The sequence below is a fragment of the Nocardia blacklockiae genome (assembly GCF_015477355.1).
Classification (GTDB): domain Bacteria; phylum Actinomycetota; class Actinomycetes; order Mycobacteriales; family Mycobacteriaceae; genus Nocardia; species Nocardia blacklockiae.
In genome coordinates, this window is sequence record NZ_JADLRJ010000012.1 from 174,653 (window position 1) to 194,544 (window position 19,892).

Annotated in this window: 21 protein-coding genes; 8 read left to right on the plus strand and 13 right to left on the minus strand. The window is 68.9% G+C overall.

The features are described 5' to 3' along the window. Positions 1–125: 125 nt before the first annotated feature. Positions 126–1,778, plus strand: a complete 1,653-nt coding sequence (locus IU476_RS29015; protein WP_195105460.1) for a purine-cytosine permease family protein — start codon at positions 126–128, stop codon at positions 1,776–1,778. An 18-nt stretch (positions 1,779–1,796) separates the two neighbouring features. Here IU476_RS29015 and dcd read toward each other — a convergent pair whose 3' ends face one another. Beyond that, positions 1,797–2,375 (minus strand): dCTP deaminase, encoded by a 579-nt coding sequence (gene dcd / locus IU476_RS29020; RefSeq protein WP_195105461.1) that lies wholly within the window; start codon positions 2,373–2,375, stop codon positions 1,797–1,799. A 169-nt stretch (positions 2,376–2,544) separates the two neighbouring features. On the opposite strand from dcd, the gene sigK reads away from it, so the two are divergent. After that, a complete protein-coding gene (gene sigK / locus IU476_RS29025; protein WP_195105462.1) occupies positions 2,545–3,219 on the plus strand; it encodes an ECF RNA polymerase sigma factor SigK in 675 nt (224 codons plus the stop codon). Positions 3,220–3,231: 12 nt separating this feature from the next. Here sigK and IU476_RS29030 read toward each other — a convergent pair whose 3' ends face one another. Both IU476_RS29030 and IU476_RS29035 read right to left on the minus strand, forming a co-directional pair. Then, complete coding sequence (locus tag IU476_RS29030; protein WP_195105463.1) at positions 3,232–4,314, minus strand: glycoside hydrolase family 183 protein; 1,083 nt, start codon at positions 4,312–4,314, stop codon at positions 3,232–3,234. A 188-nt stretch (positions 4,315–4,502) separates the two neighbouring features. Beyond that, positions 4,503–6,329, minus strand: coding sequence for an acyl-CoA dehydrogenase (locus tag IU476_RS29035; protein WP_195105464.1), 1,827 nt, complete (start codon positions 6,327–6,329; stop codon positions 4,503–4,505). Between the two features lie 243 nt (positions 6,330–6,572). On the opposite strand from IU476_RS29035, the gene IU476_RS29040 reads away from it, so the two are divergent. After that, entirely contained in the window at positions 6,573–7,175 is a 603-nt protein-coding gene (locus tag IU476_RS29040; protein WP_195105465.1) for an alpha/beta hydrolase family protein, read from the plus strand. Positions 7,176–7,203: 28 nt separating this feature from the next. Here the strand turns inward: IU476_RS29040 and IU476_RS29045 are convergent, their stop codons facing one another. From IU476_RS29045 to IU476_RS29060, 4 genes are all read right to left on the minus strand, one after another. After that, positions 7,204–7,920: an SAM-dependent methyltransferase gene (locus tag IU476_RS29045; protein WP_195105466.1), complete on the minus strand. Its 717-nt coding sequence runs from the start codon at positions 7,918–7,920 to the stop codon at positions 7,204–7,206. Between the two features lie 23 nt (positions 7,921–7,943). Continuing rightward, positions 7,944–9,050, minus strand: coding sequence for a glycoside hydrolase family 183 protein (locus IU476_RS29050; RefSeq protein ID WP_195105467.1), 1,107 nt, complete (start codon positions 9,048–9,050; stop codon positions 7,944–7,946). Between the two features lie 180 nt (positions 9,051–9,230). Next, positions 9,231–9,974 (minus strand): crotonase/enoyl-CoA hydratase family protein, encoded by a 744-nt coding sequence (locus tag IU476_RS29055; protein ID WP_195105468.1) that lies wholly within the window; start codon positions 9,972–9,974, stop codon positions 9,231–9,233. A gap of 20 nt (positions 9,975–9,994) precedes the next feature. Further along, a complete protein-coding gene (locus tag IU476_RS29060) occupies positions 9,995–10,780 on the minus strand; it encodes an alpha/beta fold hydrolase (protein ID WP_195105469.1) in 786 nt (261 codons plus the stop codon). Here IU476_RS29060 and IU476_RS36890 point away from each other — a divergent pair. The 3 genes from IU476_RS36890 (at position 10,779) to IU476_RS29070 (ending at position 11,708) form a co-directional block, all read left to right on the plus strand. Beyond that, the gene (locus tag IU476_RS36890; protein WP_267466628.1) at positions 10,779–10,904 is read left to right on the plus strand and encodes a hypothetical protein; all 126 of its coding nucleotides are present in this window, start codon (positions 10,779–10,781) and stop codon (positions 10,902–10,904) included. The genes IU476_RS29060 and IU476_RS36890 overlap by 2 nt on opposite strands. A 103-nt stretch (positions 10,905–11,007) precedes the next feature. Beyond that, positions 11,008–11,340, plus strand: a complete 333-nt coding sequence (locus tag IU476_RS29065) for a hypothetical protein (RefSeq protein ID WP_195105470.1) — start codon at positions 11,008–11,010, stop codon at positions 11,338–11,340. Between the two features lie 185 nt (positions 11,341–11,525). Continuing rightward, positions 11,526–11,708 carry a hypothetical protein gene (locus IU476_RS29070; protein ID WP_195105471.1) on the plus strand — a complete coding sequence of 61 codons (183 nt, stop codon included), beginning with the start codon at positions 11,526–11,528 and terminating at the stop codon, positions 11,706–11,708. Positions 11,709–11,739: 31 nt separating this feature from the next. Here the strand turns inward: IU476_RS29070 and IU476_RS29075 are convergent, their stop codons facing one another. Further along, positions 11,740–12,228: a MarR family winged helix-turn-helix transcriptional regulator gene (locus IU476_RS29075; RefSeq protein ID WP_195105472.1), complete on the minus strand. Its 489-nt coding sequence runs from the start codon at positions 12,226–12,228 to the stop codon at positions 11,740–11,742. 136 nt (positions 12,229–12,364) lie between these two features. On the opposite strand from IU476_RS29075, the gene IU476_RS29080 reads away from it, so the two are divergent. Further along, positions 12,365–13,300 (plus strand): NADP-dependent oxidoreductase, encoded by a 936-nt coding sequence (locus IU476_RS29080; RefSeq protein ID WP_195105473.1) that lies wholly within the window; start codon positions 12,365–12,367, stop codon positions 13,298–13,300. Between the two features lie 261 nt (positions 13,301–13,561). On the opposite strand, the gene IU476_RS29085 is transcribed toward IU476_RS29080, so the two are convergent. Further along, on the minus strand, positions 13,562–15,070 hold the full coding sequence (locus IU476_RS29085) for an alpha/beta fold hydrolase (protein WP_195105474.1): 1,509 nt from the start codon (positions 15,068–15,070) through the stop codon (positions 13,562–13,564). A gap of 231 nt (positions 15,071–15,301) precedes the next feature. Between IU476_RS29085 and IU476_RS29090 the strand changes: the two genes are divergently transcribed. After that, positions 15,302–16,657, plus strand: a complete 1,356-nt coding sequence (locus IU476_RS29090; protein ID WP_324194392.1) for an MFS transporter — start codon at positions 15,302–15,304, stop codon at positions 16,655–16,657. On the opposite strand, the gene IU476_RS29095 is transcribed toward IU476_RS29090, so the two are convergent. From IU476_RS29095 to IU476_RS29110, 4 genes are all read right to left on the minus strand, one after another. Further along, positions 16,654–16,875, minus strand: coding sequence for a hypothetical protein (locus IU476_RS29095; protein WP_195105475.1), 222 nt, complete (start codon positions 16,873–16,875; stop codon positions 16,654–16,656). The genes IU476_RS29090 and IU476_RS29095 overlap by 4 nt on opposite strands. A gap of 90 nt (positions 16,876–16,965) precedes the next feature. Then, positions 16,966–17,355, minus strand: coding sequence for a hypothetical protein (locus IU476_RS29100; RefSeq protein WP_195105476.1), 390 nt, complete (start codon positions 17,353–17,355; stop codon positions 16,966–16,968). A 141-nt stretch (positions 17,356–17,496) separates the two neighbouring features. Continuing rightward, positions 17,497–18,957 (minus strand): DHA2 family efflux MFS transporter permease subunit, encoded by a 1,461-nt coding sequence (locus IU476_RS29105; RefSeq protein WP_324194393.1) that lies wholly within the window; start codon positions 18,955–18,957, stop codon positions 17,497–17,499. A gap of 5 nt (positions 18,958–18,962) precedes the next feature. Further along, positions 18,963–19,571 carry an NADPH-dependent FMN reductase gene (locus IU476_RS29110; RefSeq protein WP_195105477.1) on the minus strand — a complete coding sequence of 203 codons (609 nt, stop codon included), beginning with the start codon at positions 19,569–19,571 and terminating at the stop codon, positions 18,963–18,965. Positions 19,572–19,892: the final 321 nt, after the last annotated feature.

Below are 19,892 nucleotides of genomic sequence, written 5' to 3' on the forward strand. Positions count from 1 at the left end.
GCCGATCTCATCCCATGATGTGACGTAACGGGTCCGTAACGGGCCGGAAAAGCCGACTCTACATTCACCCAGGACCCTCGACTCCCGAGCCTGCTCGTTCTCGCGAGCCGGATTGAGGAGTATCTGTGGTCGACGTAGAGAACCGCCCGGCGAATTCGGTCGCGGCGACGAAGGAAACCCTGGAGGACTACACGCTGCGCTTCGCACCGCGCAGTTATCGCAAATGGAGTCCGGCGGTGGTCGGCGTCTCCGCGCTCGGCGGCATCGCCTATCTGGCCGACTTCTCCATCGGAGCCAACGTGGGCATCGCCAACGGCACCGGCAACGCGCTGCTGGGCATCGGCATCTTCGCCGTGGTCATCATGCTGACCGGATTCCCGCTGGCCTATTACGCCGCGCGCTACAACATCGACCTGGACCTGATCACCCGCGGCAGCGGTTTCGGTTACTACGGGTCGGTCGTCACCAATCTGGTGTTCGCCTCGTTCACCTTCATCTTCTTCGCCACCGAGGGCTCGATCATGGCGCAGGGCCTGGAACTGGGCCTGCACATTCCGCTGTGGCTCGGCTATCTGGTCTCGACGCTGATCATCTTTCCGCTGGTCATCTACGGCATGAACACGCTGGCCAAACTCCAGGTGTGGACGACGCCGCTGTGGCTGCTGCTGATGGTGCTGCCGTTCCTGTTCCTCGTTGTGCGGCACCCGGATTCGATCGGCACGTTCTTCGCCTACGGCGGCAAGGACGGCACGGGGGTGAGCCTCACCGGCGCGCTGCTGGCCGCCGGCGTCTGCCTGTCGCTGATCGCCCAGATCGCCGAGCAGATCGATTATCTGCGCTTCATGCCGCCGAAAACGCCGGAGAACTCCCGCAAGTGGTGGGGCTGGATGCTGCTGGCCGGACCGGGCTGGGTGCTCTTCGGCGCGATCAAGCAGGTGGTCGGCCTGTTCCTGGCGGTGTATCTGATCGCCAGCCTGCCCGGCGCGCAGGACATCGCGAATCAGCCGGTGCACCAGTTCCTGGAGATCTACCGCGACATGGTGCCGTCCTGGCTGGCGATGACCCTGGCCGTGGTGCTCGTGGTCATCAGCCAGATCAAAATCAATGTGACCAACGCGTATTCGGGTTCGCTGGCGTGGACCAATTCCTTCACCCGGGTCACCAAGACCTATCCGGGCCGCCTGGTGTTCCTGGGCCTGAATCTGGTGATCGCGCTGGTTCTGATGGAAGCCAACATGTTCGACTTCCTCAACGACATCCTCGGCTTCTACGCCAACTGCGGCATCGCCTGGATCGTCACGGTCGCCACGGATATCGCGGTCAACAAGTACCTGCTGAAGATCTCGCCGAAGCAGCCGGAATTCCGCCGGGGCATGCTCTACGACTTCAATCCGGTCGGGCTGGTCGGCTTCGGGCTGTCCGCGGTGCTGTCGATCGCGACATTCTTCGGCGTCTTCGGCGACACCCTGAAGCCGTATTCGCCGATCGTGGCGGTGCTGATCGCCTTCGTCGCCACGCCGCTCACGGCACTGGCCACCAAGGGCAAGTACTACCTGCGCCGCGCCGACGACGGCATCGATCTGCCGATGTTCGACGAGCACGGCAACCCGTCCGGCGAAACCCTGCCCTGCGCGGTCACGGGCCTGGAATTCGAGCGCCCCGACATGATCGCCTCGGCGGTCCCGGGGCCCGAGGGCGAGATCCAGTACATCAGCTCGCTGGCCCTGTCCACGGACAAGTCGGGTAGCCACGTGTTGCCGGAACGATCGACTCGGTAGGGCCCCGTACTCGCCGGGTCAGGAACCGTTCGGCGACGTGAAGTTCAGGTAGGCGCGGGAGGGTGTCGGCCCGCGCTGACCCTGATACTTCGAGCCCGCGGCACTGCTGCCGTAGGGGTGCTCGGCCGGGCTGCTCAGCCGGAACAGGCACAGCTGGCCGATCTTCATGCCTGGCCACAGCGTGATCGGCAGGTTCGCCACGTTCGACAGTTCCAGAGTGATGTGCCCGCTGAAGCCCGGGTCGATGAATCCGGCCGTGGAGTGCGTAAGCAGGCCCAGCCGGCCCAGGCTGGACTTGCCCTCCAAGCGTCCGGCCAGATCGTCGGGCAGCGTGCACACCTCGAGCGTGGAGCCGAGCACGAACTCGCCCGGGTGCAGCACGAACGGCTCCCCGTCGGCGGGCTCGACCAGGCTGGTCAGCTCGTCCTGCCGCTGCGCGGGGTCGATGTGGGTGTAGCGAGTGTTGTTGAACACCCGGAACATCCGATCCAGGCGCACGTCGATACTCGACGGCTGGACCAGTTTCTCCTCGAACGGTTCCAGCGCCAGCCGTCCCGCGGCCAGCTCGGCGCGAATGTCGCGATCGGAAAGCAGCACGCCGAAGAGCCTAATGACACCGCATACGGCCGCTGCACCCGCACGTCCGCTCGCGCCGAACGACCGGCCGGTTCCGTCGAGTCCACAAAACTTGACGAATCTCGGAGCGATTACCAAACCGCATCGCCGGGCATGTCGAAGGCCTAGCCAGGGAGGCAGGAGGACGCCCATGACCGGCACGCCAGGATCCGTCCCGATACGACTCCGGCGAAACCCGCGACCGAGCGAGCGGACGACGACCGGCCGCCCGCCACCCGGCCCGGAAACCGATCGCGCACAGGGGAATTCGCAGGCGGAACTGATCACCTCGTTGTCCGCCGCCGGCACCGGCGACCGCGACGCGTTCACCCGTTTCTACCGGGCCACCAACGCGCGCGTCTTCGGGCTGGCCCTGCGGATCGCCCGCAATCGCGCCGTCGCGGAGGAGATCACGCAGGAGGTGTACCTACAGGTCTGGACGAAAGCGCACACCTTCGACCCGCGGCTGGCGACCCCGATCGGCTGGCTGATGATGCTCACCCACCGGCGCGCGGTGGACCGCGTCCGCACCGAGGCGACCTCGTACACCCGCGACGCGGCCTACGGGCACACCCATCCGGGCCGCGACCACGACATGGTGGTGGAGGCCGTCGGCCAGCGGCTCGACGAGCAGGCCGTGCGCGGCTGCCTGGACTGCCTCACCGCCACCCAGCGCGAGGCCGTCGCGCTGGCCTACTACCGCGGGCAGACCTACCGCGAGGTGGCCCGGAGCCTGGACGTGCCGCTGCCGACGATCAAGAGCCGCATGCGCGACGCGTTGCGGCGGCTGCGGGGATGCTTGGCAGACAACGTTTCACACGCCTGACGCCGACCGGACCTACAGCCGCGTCCGCATCAGCATCACGTTGTACTGCCGGTGCTGGGTGACCAGGAAGTACAGGTCGCTGCCGGTCTGGTACGGGTAGATCATCGGCGCGTAGGCGCTGGGCAGCTCGCGGGCGTCGATCAGCACGCGCGGCTCGCTCCACGGTCCCTCGGGGGCGGGCACGGTCCGCAGGACGACCGAGTTGGCCGGGTCGGTCGTCGTCATGACGTACTGGCCCAGGTAGTCGTTCCACATCACCGACAGCTCGCCGACGCCGCCGACGATCGGCTTGGCCGCGTTCACGTCGTTGAGCTTCCAGGCGCCGCCGTCCCAGTATTCGTAGGCGTCGATATTGGCGATGTCGGGTTCCTTCACCCGCGCGATGAAGCCGGCGTTGTCACGCCCGGCCGCCGTGCCGTACCGGTAGACGTAGCCGTCCGCCTTCAGGAACGCGGCCTGCTGGAAGTTGTGGAAGCCGCCCTCGTCGGCGCGGCGGGTGGTCGGCAGCTGCGCCCAGGTCTGCCCGCCGTCACCGGAGACCGCCAGGGTGGAGAAGTTGGTGTCCCAGTGCCCGTCCGGGCCCCAGTCGCGCACCGACATCATGCTCATGTACTGCACGCCGCCCACCGAGATGCCGGCGGTCGGGATGAAGCTGATCTCGATGCCGGGGATCTTCGGGCTGGGCAGCGGGTTGTCGACGAAGCTGCTGTAGCGGATGCCGTCGGCCGGGTTCGCGCCCGCGGGGCTGCGGAACAGCACGTTCGAGCGCCACGCCCACATGCTGCCGGCCAGCAGGTTCGGCATGCCCAGCCCGGCGGTGTCGCCGTAGGCGGTGAGCATCTGGCCGCGGCCGTCGTCCCACATGATGCCCAGGTCGGTGCCGATCACGTTGCTGTCCTGGGTGCGGTTCGGCGAGGCCATGCCCGTCACCTGGTAGACGGCCTGGGTGGCGCCGTCCAGATGAGGTAGACCGTTGACCCCGTTCAACCCCGGAATCGGGTTGATGTTGTTGGGATCGGCACCCGCCGGCGAGGCCGCCAGCGCCAGCAGCGCGACCGCCGCGCACGCTCCGGCAAGTGCAGGCAGTCTTCTCATGCTCCGCTCCCCTTCCGATCTGTGACGCCGTGGGTATTGTGCCTGCTCCGGCCCGCCGATGTGCGGTGTGCGAGCCGAACAATCATCACATCGCGATCACAGCTGGGGTTCGTTACGGCAACGAGGCCCCGCCACCGGTGGGAAACCGGTTGCGGGGCCTTCGTTTTCGAGTGCCGCTCAGCGCGCGATCAGAACGCCGCCTCGTCGAGCTCCATGATGTCGTTGTCGAGGTTCGACAGCACCGCGCGGGTCGCAGTCAGCTCGGGCAGCACGTTGCGGGCGAAGAACTGCGCGATCGCCACCTTGCCCTGGTAGAAGGGCTCGGTCGAACCGTTGTCCAGCGCCTTGATCGCGATCTCGGCCTGCTGCAGCAGCTGCCAGCCGATGAGCAGGTCACCGACCGAGAGCAGGAACCGCACCGAACCCAGACCGACCTTGTACAGCTCGTTCGGGTCCTCCTGGGCGCCCATCAGGTGCCCGGTCAGGGTGGCGGCCATGCCCTGCACGTCCTCCAGCGCGGTGGCCAGCAGCTTGCGCTCGGCCTTGAGCCGGCCGTTGCCGCCCTCGCGGTCGATGAACTTCTGGATCTGGCCGGCCACGTGGGCCAGCGCCACGCCGCGGTCGCGCGCGATCTTGCGGAAGAAGAAGTCCTGCGCCTGGATCGCGGTGGTGCCCTCGTACAGGCTGTCGATCTTGGCGTCGCGGATGTACTGCTCGATCGGGTAGTCCTGCAGGAAGCCCGAACCGCCCAGGGTCTGCAGCGACTCGGTCAGGTACTGGTAGGCCCGCTCCGAGCCGACACCCTTGACGATCGGCAGCAGCAGATCGTTCACGCGCGCGGCCAGATCGGCGTCGGCGCCCGAAACCTGTTCGGCGACAACGGCGTCCTGGTGGGCGGCGGTGTACAGGTACACCGCGCGCAGGCCCTCGGCGTACGCCTTCTGCATCGCCAGGCTGCGGCGCACGTCGGGGTGGTGGGTGATGGTGACGCGCGGGGCGGCCTTGTCGGTCATCTGGGTCAGGTCCGCGCCCTGCACGCGCTGCTTGGCGTACTCCAGGGCGTTCAGGTAACCGGTCGACAGGGTCGCGATGGCCTTGGTGCCCACCATCATTCGGGCGTGCTCGATGACCTCGAACATCTGCGCGATGCCGTTGTGCACCTCGCCGACCAGCCAGCCCTTGGCCGGAATGCCGTGGCCGCCGAAGGTGACCTCACAGGTGGCCGAGACCTTCAGGCCCATCTTGTGCTCGACGCCGGTGACGAACACGCCGTTGCGCTCGCCCAGTTCGCCGGTCTCGTGGTCGAAGTGGAACTTCGGCACGAAGAACAGCGACAGGCCCTTGGTGCCCGGGCCGGCGCCCTCGGGGCGGGCCAGCACCAGGTGCATGATGTTCGGGAACAGGTCGTCGGAGTCGGCCGAGGTGATGAAGCGCTTGACGCCCTCGATGTGCCAGGAGCCGTCCTCCTGCCGGATCGCCTTGGTGCGGCCGGCGCCGACGTCGGAGCCGGCGTCGGGCTCGGTCAGCACCATGGTGGCGCCCCAGCCCTGCTCGACGGCGATCTTCGCCCAGCCCTTCTGCTCCTCGGTGGCGTTGTTGAAGAAGATGTTCGCGAAACCGGGGCCGGCGGCGTACATGAACGCGGCCGGGTTGGCGCCGAGCACCAGTTCGCCGATGGCCCAGTAGGCGCTGCGCGGGAACTTGATGCCGCCCAGCTCCTCGGCGACGGCGTAGGAGTCCCAGCCGCCCTCCTGCAGGGTGCGGTAGCTCTTCTTGAACGACTCCGGGATCGACACGCTGTGCGTCTCCGGGTCGAACACGGGCGGGTTGCGGTCGGCGTCGGCGAAGGACTCGCCCAGCGGGCCCTCGGCGAGGCGGCGAACCTCGGCGAGCATCTCTTTGACGGTGTCGGCGTCCAGATCGCCGAACGCGCCGCTGTCCAGAATGGAACCCAGGCCCAGGACCTCGAAGAGGTTGAACTCCAGGTCGCGGACGTTGCTCTTGTAGTGACCCATTTTTCTCTCCGTTGAGGTTGGTGCGGTCCGGTTGTGCCGTTCCCGCCCGTTGTGTCCACGGATAGCCGTCAGCCTGCTACTCGCGGGTAACTTACACCGTATATTACCGACGGGTAATGCATGTTTCAAAGGGTTGCGGTGCCGATGTGACGCGATGAACAAAGAGTGGTCCCGATCGGCGGCGCGAACCGACCGGCAGGTGGCGTTCCCGGGCCCGCGCCGAGCAGCGGGTTACCGTGGGGCGTGCGCATCGACACGAGTGCCGGACCTGCGGAAATCGAGCTGGATCGGCCGCCGCGGGCGGCCTTCCTGCTGCTGCTGACCCACGGTTCGGGCGGCGGGGTCGACGCACAGGACCTGCTCGCCGTGCGCGACTGCGCGGTCGGCCTCGGCGGCGCGGTGGCGCGGGTGACCCAGCCCTACCGGGCGGCCGGGCGGCGCGCACCGGGTTCGGCGAAGCTGCAGGACGCGGCGTGGCTGGAGATCGTCGCCGCGCTCCGCAAGAAGGTCCGCCGGGTGCCGCTGATCCAGGGCGGCCGCAGCAACGGGGCCCGCGTCGCCTGCCGCACCGCGGTCGAGTCCGGCGCGAAAGGCGTTGTCGCACTATCCTTCCCGCTCCACCCGCCGGGCAAGCCGGAGAAGACCCGCCGCGCCGAGCTGCTGTCGGCCCGGCCGGTCGAGGTCCTGGTCGTCAACGGCGCCCGCGACCCCTTCGGCATCCCGTCCCCCGCCGACGCCGCCGAGGTGAAAGTAGTCCCCAACCAACCACATTCCTTCCGCGCCGCTTTCGACCTGATCACCGAAACAGTCGAGCCCTGGCTGCTGCGCTGGAGCGGAAAGTCCTGAGGCGCAAATTCTTTCGCGGTTGCGCGGCTTACGTCCGGATGTCGATCACGTCTTCCCGGCCCGTGGACTGCTGTTCCAGGTCCGGGATCACGCGGGTGGCGACGACCAGGGCGTCGATCGCGTCGCCTGCCTCGGTGGGGCGCAGGACGCGGTCGGCGACGCGGATGCGGATGTGGTCGCTCGCGGCCAGGTCGGACAGGATGTCGTTGGGGGTGAAGAGGATCGAGGGGTCCTGGGGGCCGCCGTGGCCTTCGGTGAGGTTGGTGGTGTCGTGGCCGAGGATCAGCAGGGTGCCGCCGGGTGAGAGCAGGTCGGCGAGTTGCCCGAGCAGCGTGCGGCGCGGGGCGGGCGGCAGGTGCAGGTAGGCGAGCAGGATCAGTTCGTAGGGGCCGGTGATGCCCGCCGCGGCCGGGTCGGTGACGTCGGCGCACTGCCATTCGATGCGGCCGCGCACCGACCGTGACAGCCGCGAGGCGACCGTGCGGCCCTTGTCGATGCCGACCTGCGAGAAGTCCACCGCCCGCACCTGCCAGCCGTGCGTGGCCAGCCACAGCGCGTTGCGGCCCTCGCCGCAGCCGAGATCCAGCGCGCGCGGCAGCGGCGTCGGCGCCTCGCCCGGCGCGTCCGGTTGCCGCACGATCCGCTTGTCCAGCCCGTAGACGTGCTCGACCACGGTGCCGTTGGGCGGTGCGCCCCACACCAATTCGCCCTGCGCGTAGCGCGCATCCCACTCGGCTGCGTCCATGGTCCGAGTCTATGGCGCGGGTACTACAGCGGGGCGCGCATCAGCAGCACGTTGTACTGGCTGTGCACCGTGGTGAGGAAGTACAGGTCACGGCCGGTCTGGTACGGGAAGATCGCCGGGGCGTAGGCGGTGGGCAGCTCCCGGGTGTCGATCAGCACGTCCGGATCGCTCCACGGGCCCTCCGGCGCCGGCGCGGTGCGCATCACCACCGAATTCCACGGGTCGGTGGTGAGCATGACGTACCGGCCGAGGTACTGGTTCCACATCACCGACAGCTCGCCGACGCCGCCGGTGATCGGCGCGGCGGCGTTCACGTCGCCCTTCACCCAGCGCCCGCCGTCCCAGTACTCGTACTCGGCCAGGTTCTGGATGTCCTGCTCGCGCACCCGCGCCACGTAGGCGGAGTGGTTGCGGCCCGAGGGCGTGCCGTACTCGTACACCCAGCCGTCGGCCTTGGTGAAGGCGTTCATCTGGAAGTTCGCGTTGCCGCCCTCGTTCGGGCGCCGGGTGAAGCCGAGGTCGGCCCAGGTCTCACCGTTGTCGGCGGAGGCCGCCAGCCCGGAGAAGTTCGTGGTCCACTGGCCCACCTCGTCCCAGCTCTGCACCGACATCAGGCTCATGTACTGCACACCGCCCACCGCGATGCCCGCCGTCGGGATGCGGCTGATCTCGATGAACGGGATCTTGGGGCTGGGGATCAGGTCGCGCGCCTGGCCGAAGACGTCGCGGACCACGCTGTCGAAGTAGATGCCGTTCGAGGGGTCCTGGGTGTGGCTGCGCACCAGGATGTTGCTGCGCCACGCCCAGGTGCTGCCGGCCAGCAGATTGGGCAGGCCGACCCCGGCGGTGTCGCCGAAAGCGGTGAGCATTTCACCGTTTCCGTTGTCCCACATGATGCCCAGATCGGTGCCGAGCACGTTGTAATGCTCGGTATTGTTCGGGCTCGCCATACCGGTCAGCTGGAATACCGCCCGGGAGCGGCCCGGCAGTTGTGGCAGGCCGTTGGTGCCGTTCAACACCGGAATCGGATTGATCGCGTTGGGATTTGCCGCGGCCGGCGAAGTGACGGTGAGAAGTAAGGCCGAGGCGCCCGCCACGGCGGACATCAGGATGGAGACGGTCCTGGTCAAGTCGGTGAGCCCTCCGGTTTCACGCCGAAGCGGTGCGGCCCACCGGACGAGGAGCATGTGATGCCGCACGCGATTGTCGACTGGCTGGCACAAGCGAGGAAATGCTAGCAGCGACGCTCGTCGAAACGCGTTTACCGCACCGAGTTTCTGGGTAATTGCACAGTTTTTCGCGGCAATTGTCTAATTCTTCGACAATGCCTGCCGCACGATCAGCGGCAGCTGCGTGGCCCGCTCGATTCCGAGGGTGCGGCGCACGCCGGCGTGCCAGCTCCGGTCGAACAGGCGCTTGGCGCTCGCCACCGCGTGCGGCGGCCGGGCCGCGATCCGGTCGGCCAGTTTCTCCGCGGCGGCCCGCGGGTCGGCGGTCACCTCGGTGACCAGACCGATGCGTTCGGCGTAGGCGGCGTCCACCCGGTCGGCGGTCAGGGTCAGCAGCAGCGCCTTGTCGATGCCGACCAGCCGCGACAGGGTGACGGCGCCGGTCATGTCGGGGATCAGGCCGTGCTTCACCTCCATCACCGAGAAGTCGGCGTCCGGGGCGGCGTAGCGGATGTCGGCGGCCAGCGCGAGCTGCAAACCGCCCCCGAAGCAGTGGCCGTGCACGGCCGCGATCACCGGCTGGGGCAGCCGCCGCCACGCCCAGCAGGCCTCCTGAAAGGTGTTGGTGCCCAGCCACGGAATCGGCAGGAAGTGCCGCGCCACGGCCAGCGGGTCACCGGCGGTGCCGGCGATGTCGAGGCCGCTCGAGAAGCTGGGGCCGTTGCCCGACAGGATCACCGTGCGGATGTCGTCCCGGCGGCCCACCACCCGGGCGACCCGCACCAGGTCGCGCAGCATCTCGACGGTCAGTCCGTTGTGCTTGTCGGGGCGGTCGAGGGCGACGTGGGCGCGGTCGCCGTCGAGGGTGAGGGAAACGGTGCTCATCGCGGGCTCCTGCGGTCGGTTCAGGCCGGGCTGGTGTCCAACTGGTCCAGCAGCACCTGCGCGCAGCGCTGCGGATCGTCGTAGAACGGGGTGTGGCCGCTGTCGGGGAGGGTGAGGTGGCGGGCGAAGGGCAGCCAGGCGCGGGCCCGGCGGCTCTGCGTGGCGTAGGTGAGCAGGATGTCGCGGTCACCCCACGCGACGGTGACCGGGATGCGCTCCAACCGGCCGCCGTTCTGCAGCCTGGCGTCCGCGAAAGAGGCCAGGGCGGCGTCGAATCCGGGCGCGTACATGGCGCCGAACGCGGTGTCGAGGGCGACCTGCGGGCTCACCGCCCACGCCTTGCCGAACACCAGGCTCAGGAAGGTCGTCCGGCCCGCGGGCGTGCCGAGGATCGCGGGCAGCGCGCGACGCATCCGCAGGCCCAGCGCCTTCGAGACACCCAGCGACCGCTGACACCACACCCGCCCGGCCACGGACCAGAACCCGATCGGCGAGAACGCGGTGACCGACCGGGCCAGCCCGCGCGCGGCGAGGTTCAGCACGATCAGCCCGCCCATGGAATTGCCTGCCAGATGCGGCTTTTCGAGCCCCTGCTCGGCGAGGAAGGCGGCCAGGGCGTCGGTGAGGGTGTCGACGGTGGTCCGCGCGAGCGGTTCGGACGCCCCGAAACCGGGCAGGTCGACGGCGATCACCTCGAACGATTCCGCCAGCGCGGCGATGATCGGATCCCACACCTGCAGGCGGCTGCCGACGCCGTGGACCAAGACCAGCGGCTCGCCCGCGCCGACTCGGTGGTGGTTCAGCATGGTTCTCTTCAACTCCCCGCGCCGGGTGATGGACGGCGCCCACAGTAGCAACGATTGGCGCTGCGCCAACAGGTTGCGCGTCGAGCGGCCGGACACCGCGCCGCGCGCCGCCGCGGACCTCTGAGAGTTTCCACCACCGACTGTTCCCGGACCGCGCGATACGGCAGGATCACGACGGCGGTTGTGTCGCCGCCCCGTCACACCACATTGCAAGAATCGAGGAACCGTTGAGGATTTCGCTGATCGCCGCCGCGCTCGTCGCCCTGCCACTACTGGCGGGGTGCGGCGGCTCGGATCACTCGGAACACGAGTCGAAGATCACCCAGGCGGATCTGTCCAAGGCCCTGCAGGACAGCGGGCTCAAGGACGCCAAGATGGCCGACTGCGCCGCCAAACACTATGTCGACCAAGGCATTTCGCAGGACGGCCTGGAGATCATGACCAAGCCGGGCAACAACGCGCAGACCTCGGATCCGTCCGCGATGGGTCTGAGCCAGGACGACGCCGCCAAGGCGCAGGAAGCCACCAAGGCGATCGTCAAGGACTGCCTGCAGCAGTGATCGGGTCGCACCCGTCTGTCTTGTCGGACATGTCCGAATATTTCCACTCGAAAATGACGCGAAGTTAGCTGGGCACTCGCTAAGCTGTGCGCGTCTCCAGAGTGAGATGCCCTGCAGAGCGGGCCGCGATTGCCCCCGCGGCCCGCTGTCGCACAGGTCCGATGACGTCTCCCAGGGGGAGGATGATGCTCAGACTGGTCGCTTCGAGGTCGCCTGCGGAGCAACTGCTTTCGGACATCCGCGCAGCCGGCTACACCGTCGAGGAATTCATCGCGCTGCTGCGGGTCGACCCGATCGAGGACACCCGGCCGCTGGCGCCCATCTCCGGCAACGAGTTCTGGGTGATCCCGCCGCGCCGGGCGGGGTAGGTCGCGCCAGGCGGTTGCTGGGTCCTCCGAGTCAGGGGGTGCGGCGTTTTCGCGGGGTGGCGGAGCGCGGGGGTTGGGCGCGCATGTGGTCGCGCACTCGGGTCATGATGGCTCCCAGCTCGTCCACGTCGTGGGGGCGCAGCGGGTCGAAGAGCATTTGTTTGGCCACGGCCACGTGACCCGGCAGGACCTGTTGCACGCGGGCGCGGCCCGCCTCGGTGATGTGGACGACGGTGGCGCGCTGGTCATCAGGACAGGGTGCGCGGGTGATCAGGCCCGCCCGTTCCAGCAACCCCGCCTGGTGAGTGAGTCCGCTGCGGCTGTAGACGACGCCGTCGGCCAATTCGGTCATGGTCAGCGGGCCGTCGGCGGCGGCGAGCCGGGCCAGTAGCTGGAACTGCACATAGCTGAGGTCGCCCGCCGCGCGCAGTTGCTGCTCGACGGCATGTTGCAGCAGGCTGACCGCCTCCATGAGCGCGAAGTACGTGTTCAGCTGTTCCGGCTCCAAGGATTCGGCCACCTCCCCATCCTAAGTTGCTTCGATGTCGAAGCGATGTGACCGTCTTCACTCACTTTTCCTATTTTGCTTCGATGTCGAAGCAGCTACGCTTCTGAGCATGCTTCGACATCGAAGCAACTCTGATTGGGAGGCTGACATGAAGGCAGTGCGCTTTCACCGGTACGGCGACAGCGATGTGCTGAACTACGAGGAGGTCGATCGGCCGGTGCCCGGTGCGGGTGAGGTGCTGGTGCGGGTGGCCGCCACCTCGTTCAATCCGGTCGACGCGACGATCCGCGCCGGCTATCTGCGGGAGGTGTTCCCGCTCGCCCTGCCGCACGTACCCGGCATCGACGTGGCCGGGACGGTCGCGGAAACCGGTGCGGGAGTGGAGAACTGGCGGCCGGGCGACACCGTGGTGGCGTTCCTGCCGATGACCTCGGACGGCGCCGCCGCCGAGTACGCGCTCGCACCGGCCGAACTGCTGGCCGCCGCGCCGCGGACGGTGGACACGGTCGATGCCGCCGCCCTGCCCGGCGTCGGCTTGACGGCGTGGCAGGCGTTGTTCGAACTTGCCGAATTGCGTTCGGGGCAGACGGTTTTCGTCAACGGCGCCGGTGGCGCGGTCGGCGGCTACGCCGTGCAGCTGGCGAAGCAGGCCGGGGCCGTGGTCACCGCGACGGCGGGTGCGCGCAGCGCGGATCGCTTGCGCGAGTACGGATCCGACCGGGTCGTCGGCTACCTCGACTACGCGGGCACTCCGCTCGCGGTGCCGGGCGGGCCCTTCGACGTGGTGCTCAACCTGGTACCCACCACGCCGGAACAGACCGCCGCGCTCGTCGACCTCGTGAAAGACGGTGGCGCGCTGGTGAGTACCACCACCCCGCCCCCGGAGAACCCGGGCCGCGACGTGCGGACGCTGCGCGTCTTCGCCCGCAGCGACGCCGCCCAGCTGGCCGAACTGGTCCGCCGCGTGGACGCCGGGCAACTCCGGATCGACGTCGCCGACCGCCGCCCGCTGGCCGACCTGGCCGCGGTCCACGCCGACGCCGCCGCCGGACGCCTGCCGGGCAAGACCGTGCTCACGGCCTGAGGGGGCTGCCCGGCGGGGCCGGGTGTAGCGCTCACGGCCTGAGGGTGGTCTGCCCGGCGGGGCCGGGTGTAGCGCTCACGGCCTGAGGGTGAGGCTGCCCGGTGTGGCCGGTGTGGCGCTCACAGCCTGAAGGTGGGGCTGCCCGGCGGGGCCGGGCATGGCGCTCACGGCCTGAGAGTGGGGCTGCCCGGTGGAGCCGGGTTGTGGCGGTGGATCCCGGCCGAAAGCGTGCCGGGATGACGAGGTGTAGTCGTTGGACGTCTACTCCGGGAAGTAGGTGGGGTCGGGTTCGCAGGTGAGGTCGGTGGCGGGGAGGGTGCCGGTGTCGAAGTAGGTGTTCACGGCTTCGCTGACGCAGGGGCTCAGGCCGACTCGGAAGGCGCCGTGAATCCTGGTGTGGGCCAAGGTGACCAGGCGGGAGGCGGTCAGGTCGCGGTGCAGCGCAAGGCTTTGCGGGTAGGCGGTGCGGGTGTCGTGGACGGTGCCCAGCAGCAGCGCGGGAATTCCGTTGTGCACCTCGGTCGGCGGCTCGACCGGCTCCGGCCAGAACGCGCAGGCGGTGATGTTGTTGGCGAAGGCGCCGAACACCGGCTGGCTCGCCCGGGCCGCCTCGATGTTGCGGTAGTACCAGGCCGGGTCGCGCGGGGCGGCCCGGTCGCCGCACAGCACCGCGGCCATTCCGGCGGACTCGGTCGGGGCGGCGCCGGAGATCTTCGCCTTCAACCGCGGCATGTCGACCGGCCGCCCCGACACCCCGTCGTCGATGATCTGCAGCACCTCGGCCAGGTCGGCGTTCAACTTCGGATTCACCAGCAGCGCGAGCAACATCATCGGCACCGTGTGCTCGTCGATGAGGTAGGCGTCGCTGACCACCGGATGCCGCGCGGCCCGGTGCACGAGGTCCTCGACGTAGGCACGGACCTGCGGCGCGGTGGCGCCGAAGTGGTAGTCCGCGTCGTGCCGGGCCGCCCAGGCCGCCCAATCGTCCAGTGCCGCTTCGTTGGTCCCGCCCATGTCCTGGAACATGCCGATCCAGTAGCGGTCCGGGTCGACGCCGCTGTCGAGCACGAACCGGTCGGCGCGCGGCCCGAACATCTGTAGGTACACCGCGCCGAGATACGTGCCGTAGGAGCCGCCGTAGTAGTTGAGCCGGGACTCGCCCAGCGCGCCGCGGATGACGTCCATGTCGCGGGCGGTGTTGCGGGTGGTGGTGTGCCGCGCCTTCTCCGGGTCCGGCGTCACGCACGAGGCGGCCAGCGCCCCGGCCAGCGCGGTGTCGCGGGCGTAGCCGAACACGTCGAACCCGGCCGAGAAGAGCATGGTGGGCAGCGGGATGGCGCAGTCCACCTTGTCGGAGCGGCCGATGCCGCGCGGGTCCATGCCGATCAGGTCGTACTGCGCGCGCACCTGCGGCGTCAGCCGGTCCCGCACCGTCACCATCATGCGCAGGCCCGGGCCGCCGGGTCCGCCCGGATTGGACAGCATGATCCCGCGGCGGCGCGCCGGATCCGTGGCCGGGATGCGCGAGATCGCGACGGTCGTGGTGCGGCCGTCCGGGCGGGCGTAGTCGAGCGGCACGACCACGTTCGCGCACTGCGCTCCGGCGTCGTCGAGCACGCGGTCGTCACAGGCCTGCCAGGCCACCGACTGGTGGTAGAACCGGTCCAGCGGGATCTCGTCGTCGGCGCTCGCCGGTACCGCGGACACCAGCGCGGTCCCCGCGGTCAGCACCACCGCCGGCAGGATCCGCCGCACCCATCGTCGCCGCATGAGAACTCCCCTCGCCGTGTACTTCTGCTTGCGCACGCTACCCGGCGCGGCGCGTTCGCCCCGCCGTACGCGCCTGGATGGCAACAGATCCCGCTTCCGTCCCGGTTCCGCCCCGCCGCCAAGTCCGGCGCAACCGCGGCGGTAGCGGCGCGCCACAGACTGTGGGGGTTGCGACGTGCAGCGTTCCCGGCAGGCGAAGGGAGAAGCCGTGAGTGCGAAGCGAATCCGAGGGTGAGGGACGGTCCGCGCGGCGTCCTGCTCCCGCTGACGCTGGCGCAGTTCATCTGCAGCTTCGCCGGATCGAACATGAACGTGATGATCAACGACATCAGCGCCGACCTGCACACCACCGTGCACGGCGTGCAGCTCACCATCACGATCTTCCTGCTGGTCATGGCCGCGCTGATGATTCCCGGCGGGAAGCTCACCGACCGCTACGGCCGGAAGCGCTGCCTGGTGGCGGGTTTGGCGATCTACGGCGTCGGCGCGGTGCTCAGCGCGCTCGCGCCCGGCCTCGGGGTGCTGATCCTCGGCAATTCGATCCTCGAGGGTGTCGGCACGGCGCTGCTGATCCCGCCCGTCTACATCCTCACCACCTTGCTGTTCACCGAAAAGGTCAACCGGTCCAAGGCTTTCGGCGCGATCATGGCGATGGGTGGCGTGGGCGCCGCGGCCGGACCGCTGATCGGCGGGCTCATCACCTCGGCGCTGAGCTGGCGGGCGTCGTTCGTCTTCCAGGCGCTGGTGATCGTCGCGATCATTCTGCTGAGCCGCGACATCCGAGATCCGTTGCCCGCGGACCCTTCTCGCGTCTTCGACGGGCGCGGCGCGGTGCTGTCCGCCACCGGTCTGGTGCTGCTGGTGTCCGGCATTCTCGCCGCCGACGACAATCTCTGGGTGACGCTGGCCCTGCTCGCCCTGAGCGCGGGCGTGCTGGCCTGGTTCTTCGTCTCGTGCCGGCGCAAGGAGCGCGCCGGTGTGGAGCCGCTGCTGTCGACGAGCCTGTTCCACAGCCGCACGGCCAATCTCGGCATGCTCACCCAAAACATCCAGTGGCTGCTGCTGATGGGCTCGTCCTTCGTGGTCGCGGCGTATCTGCAGGTGGTGCGCGGCTACAACGCGATCGAGACCGGCGTCATCTTCACCGCCGCGACGGTCGGCCTGCTGGCGTCGTCGCTGTCGGCCGCCCGGCTCGTGCGCCGCCACGCCCAGCGCACCCTCGTCACGGACGGCTTCCTGGTGACGGTCGCCGGCATCGCCGTGCTGCTGGCCCTGGCGCACCGCTCGCTCTCGCCCTGGGCGTTCACGCCGGGACTGCTGTTGATCGGGCTCGGCCTCGGCGTCATGCTCACCCCGTCGGTCGACGTCGTGCAATCCGCCTTCGGTGAGGATCAGCAGGGCGAGATCTCCGGGCTGTCCCGCAGCGTCTCCAACCTCGGGTCCTCGCTCGGCACCGCGATCGCCGGCACCATCCTCACCGCGGATCTCACCGGCAACGGCTATGCCGCGGCCATGATCGTGCTCGGCGTGATCGGACTGGGCGGTTTCGCGGCCGCGACCTTCCTCCCCGACCGTCCGGCCGCCTAGGGCATATCCACCACGAAGGTGATCAGCCAGGATCCGGGGCCCATGTTGGCACGCTCGTACTCGATGGTGTGGGAGACGATCCGCCCGCCGCCCAACGCGTCCCGCAACTCCGGCTCGTTCTCTGCCAGCGCCTCGGGTGTCAGGTCGATGTGCAACGCTCCGCCGAACTGCGGCTGCACTTTGCCGGAGATCCTCCACATGACGAATCGCTGTGCCATGCAAGGACGGTACGCCTGGTCACCGAGGCCGCGCCGGGTCGGCCGCGACCGCTCGTCACCGGTCCCGGGACGAGCGGTCGCGCCTGCCGGTCACGCGGCGTGCAGGGCCGCGGTGATCTTGCGGGTCATCTCGCCGGTGACGGGGCCGGGCGTGGTGGTGGCGGCCTCGACCGCGACCAGCACGGTGCTGCGGAAGTTGTCCGCCTCGGCCGGGTCCTGCCGCTCGAGCAGGGCGACCGCGTCGGTGAGCGCGGGCAGCACCCGGTCGGCGAGTTCGGCGACGGACTTGCCCGACAGCGTGATGTCCTTGGCCTTCGCGGCGAGGACGTGCCCGACGGTGCCGGTCGACGCCATCAGGGCCAGCGAGCCGGCCGTGGCGGCCTTGTGCGGCTTGCTGTCGGCGGCGGCCAGCAGCGAGACCGCGCCGTAGGCGGCGGTGCGGACGGTGGCCTGGTCCTGGGCGGTGAGGGTGACGGACATGGTGTGCTCCTTCGAATTGCGTTGTGGTCGACCCGGATCGGTCTCGGTCCGTGGTCTGTGTTGCTCGATGTACACACTGTGTCGGGGTCGGCTGACAGCGAGCTGACGCAGTCCTGACACCGTCGCTGACATCGCACGCCGCTATTCGAGGACGGTGTCGGGCCGTCTGCGGGGTAGCAGCAACGCCGGCACCATGGCGACGGCGATCACGACCGGCGCGAGGAGGTAGGTGTGCCGGAATGCCTCGGCCAAAGCGGGAGCCAGCTCCGCCCGTTGCACCGGGTCCATGCCGTGCAGGTCTTGCAGCCCAGCGGTTCCCGGGAGCAGCGCGCCCAGGATCACCGAGGTCACGGCGGTGCCGACGGCCATGGCGGTGGTGCTGATCATGTTCAGCACCGTCGATCCCGCCGGCTGCTGCGCCCGGCTCAGCTGCCGGGTCGCGGTGGTCAGCACCGGCATCATGGTGCCGCCGCCGCCCGCACCCATCAGCAGCATGGTCGCCGCCAGCGCCCAGTACGGCGCGTCCGCGTCGAGTTGGAACGCGAACAGCGCGAATCCGGTCAGCGCCACCGTGATCGACACCGGGAGATAGCGGCCGGGCGGGATGCGGTCGATCAACCGGCCCGCCACCTGCAAGGTCACCCCCGACGCCAATGCGAACGGGATGCCGAGAGCGCCTGCCACCAGCGCGGATTCGCCCCGCACCGTCTGGAAGTACAAGGGCGGCAGGAGCATCGAGCCGAAGTAGCCGAAGGCGAACAGCGCCAACAGGACCGCAGCCGTGCCCGTCGTCCGGTTGCCCAGCACGCGCAGGTTCAGCAGCGGCGTCGGCGTGGTCAGGGAGTGGCGGACGAAGGCGGCGATGAGCCCGGCCCCGGCCAGCATGGGCACCCACACGGCCGGCGTGGCGAAGCCCGCGTGCTCGCCCGCCGCGGTCACTCCGTAGATGAGCAGCGCCAACCCCGGCGACATCAGGAGCAGACCGCGAATGTCCAAGGGGCGCGGCGGTTCCGGGGCATCGCCGGGGATGATCTTGGCCGTCAGCATCAGCACGAGCGCGCCCAGCGGCAGGTTGATGAAGAACATCCACCGCCACGACACCGCGTCGATGAGATACCCGCCGATCACCGGGCCGAGCAGCGGTCCGACCAGGATGGCCAGGCCGAGCGTGCTCATCAGGCGGCCCAGCCGATCCGGACCGGCGGCGCGGAGCAGGATGGTCATCGCGACCGGCATCAGCAGCCCGCCGCTCGCCCCCTGTACCACGCGAAAAGCGATGAGCGACTGAATGTTCCACGCCAAGCCCGCCAGCACCGAGCCGAGCGCGAAGGCGGCGACGGCCGTCATGTACAAGCGCTTCGCGCCGAACCTGCCGACCAGCCACGCCGAGGCCGGGACCACCGCGCCGAGCGCGAGCGAATAGCCGGTCGTCACCCACTGGATCACGCTCAGGCCCGCGTCGAACCGGCTCGAAAGGGTGTTGATGGCGACGTTGACGATGGTTTGGTCGAGCGTCGCCATGATCGCGCCGACCACGAGAACCAGCACGATGGCCATCGGGTTGCGGGTTTGGACCGGCGCGGGAATCGTTGCGGTTGTCACCGGGCTCACCGCCCGTACGGAGTGATGGCGCGGGCCGTGCGCAGCGCGGTGCCCCACCAGGTGAGCTGGTCCAGCAATATCCGCGCGGCGGCGACCGCCTCCTCCGGATCGGTGAGCCGACCGCTCTCGTCGAATCGACCCCACGGATTCGCGAAACTGACCGTGTCCCGCACCGTGACCGCATGCAACTCGGCGAACACCTGCCGCAGATGCTCCACCGCCCGCAGCCCACCCGAAATCCCGCCGTAGGAAACGAATCCCACCGGCTTCGCCTGCCACTCGCGGTGATGCGCGTCGACGAGATTCTTGAGCGAACCGGGATAACTGTGGTTGTACTCGGGCGTCACCACCACGAAAGCGTCCGCGCCCGAAAGCTTTTCACTGGTCACCGCCAGCGACCCCGCACCGCCCGCACCGAAGGCATGCGGCAGCTCGACCTCGCGGGTATCGATGACATCGACGGCCAGAGTCTCCCGCTCTTTTATTCGATCGACCACCCAGTCCGCGATGGTCGTCCCGAACCGCCCCTCCCGCGTACTCCCGATAACCACCGCCACCCGCAACAAGTCCCCCGCCTCGCCCGTCTTCCCGCCCTCGGAAACCGTGCTCGTCATGTCTTCCTCCGCTACTCGGCCACTGATACCACCCCACCCTCCAACCTCAACAAATATTCAGGTCAAGTCCGGGAGGTCGCACTCGTCATCCGCGCCGCGGCCGGGACGAGCGTGGCGGACAGCAAGTCACGACAGCAGCGAGCCATGGACTGCACAGCCCGAGGGTTCGGCGGTCGATCCCGACGTCTAGCGCCCTAGGGCCTGTCTCCCAATAGATTTTGCATGACCAGCCCGAACAGCGGGCCGGTCATGCATTATGGTCGCCGTGGCGACACTGACCGGTGATCGGTACCAGGTGCTGACGGACAAGCAGTGGGAGCT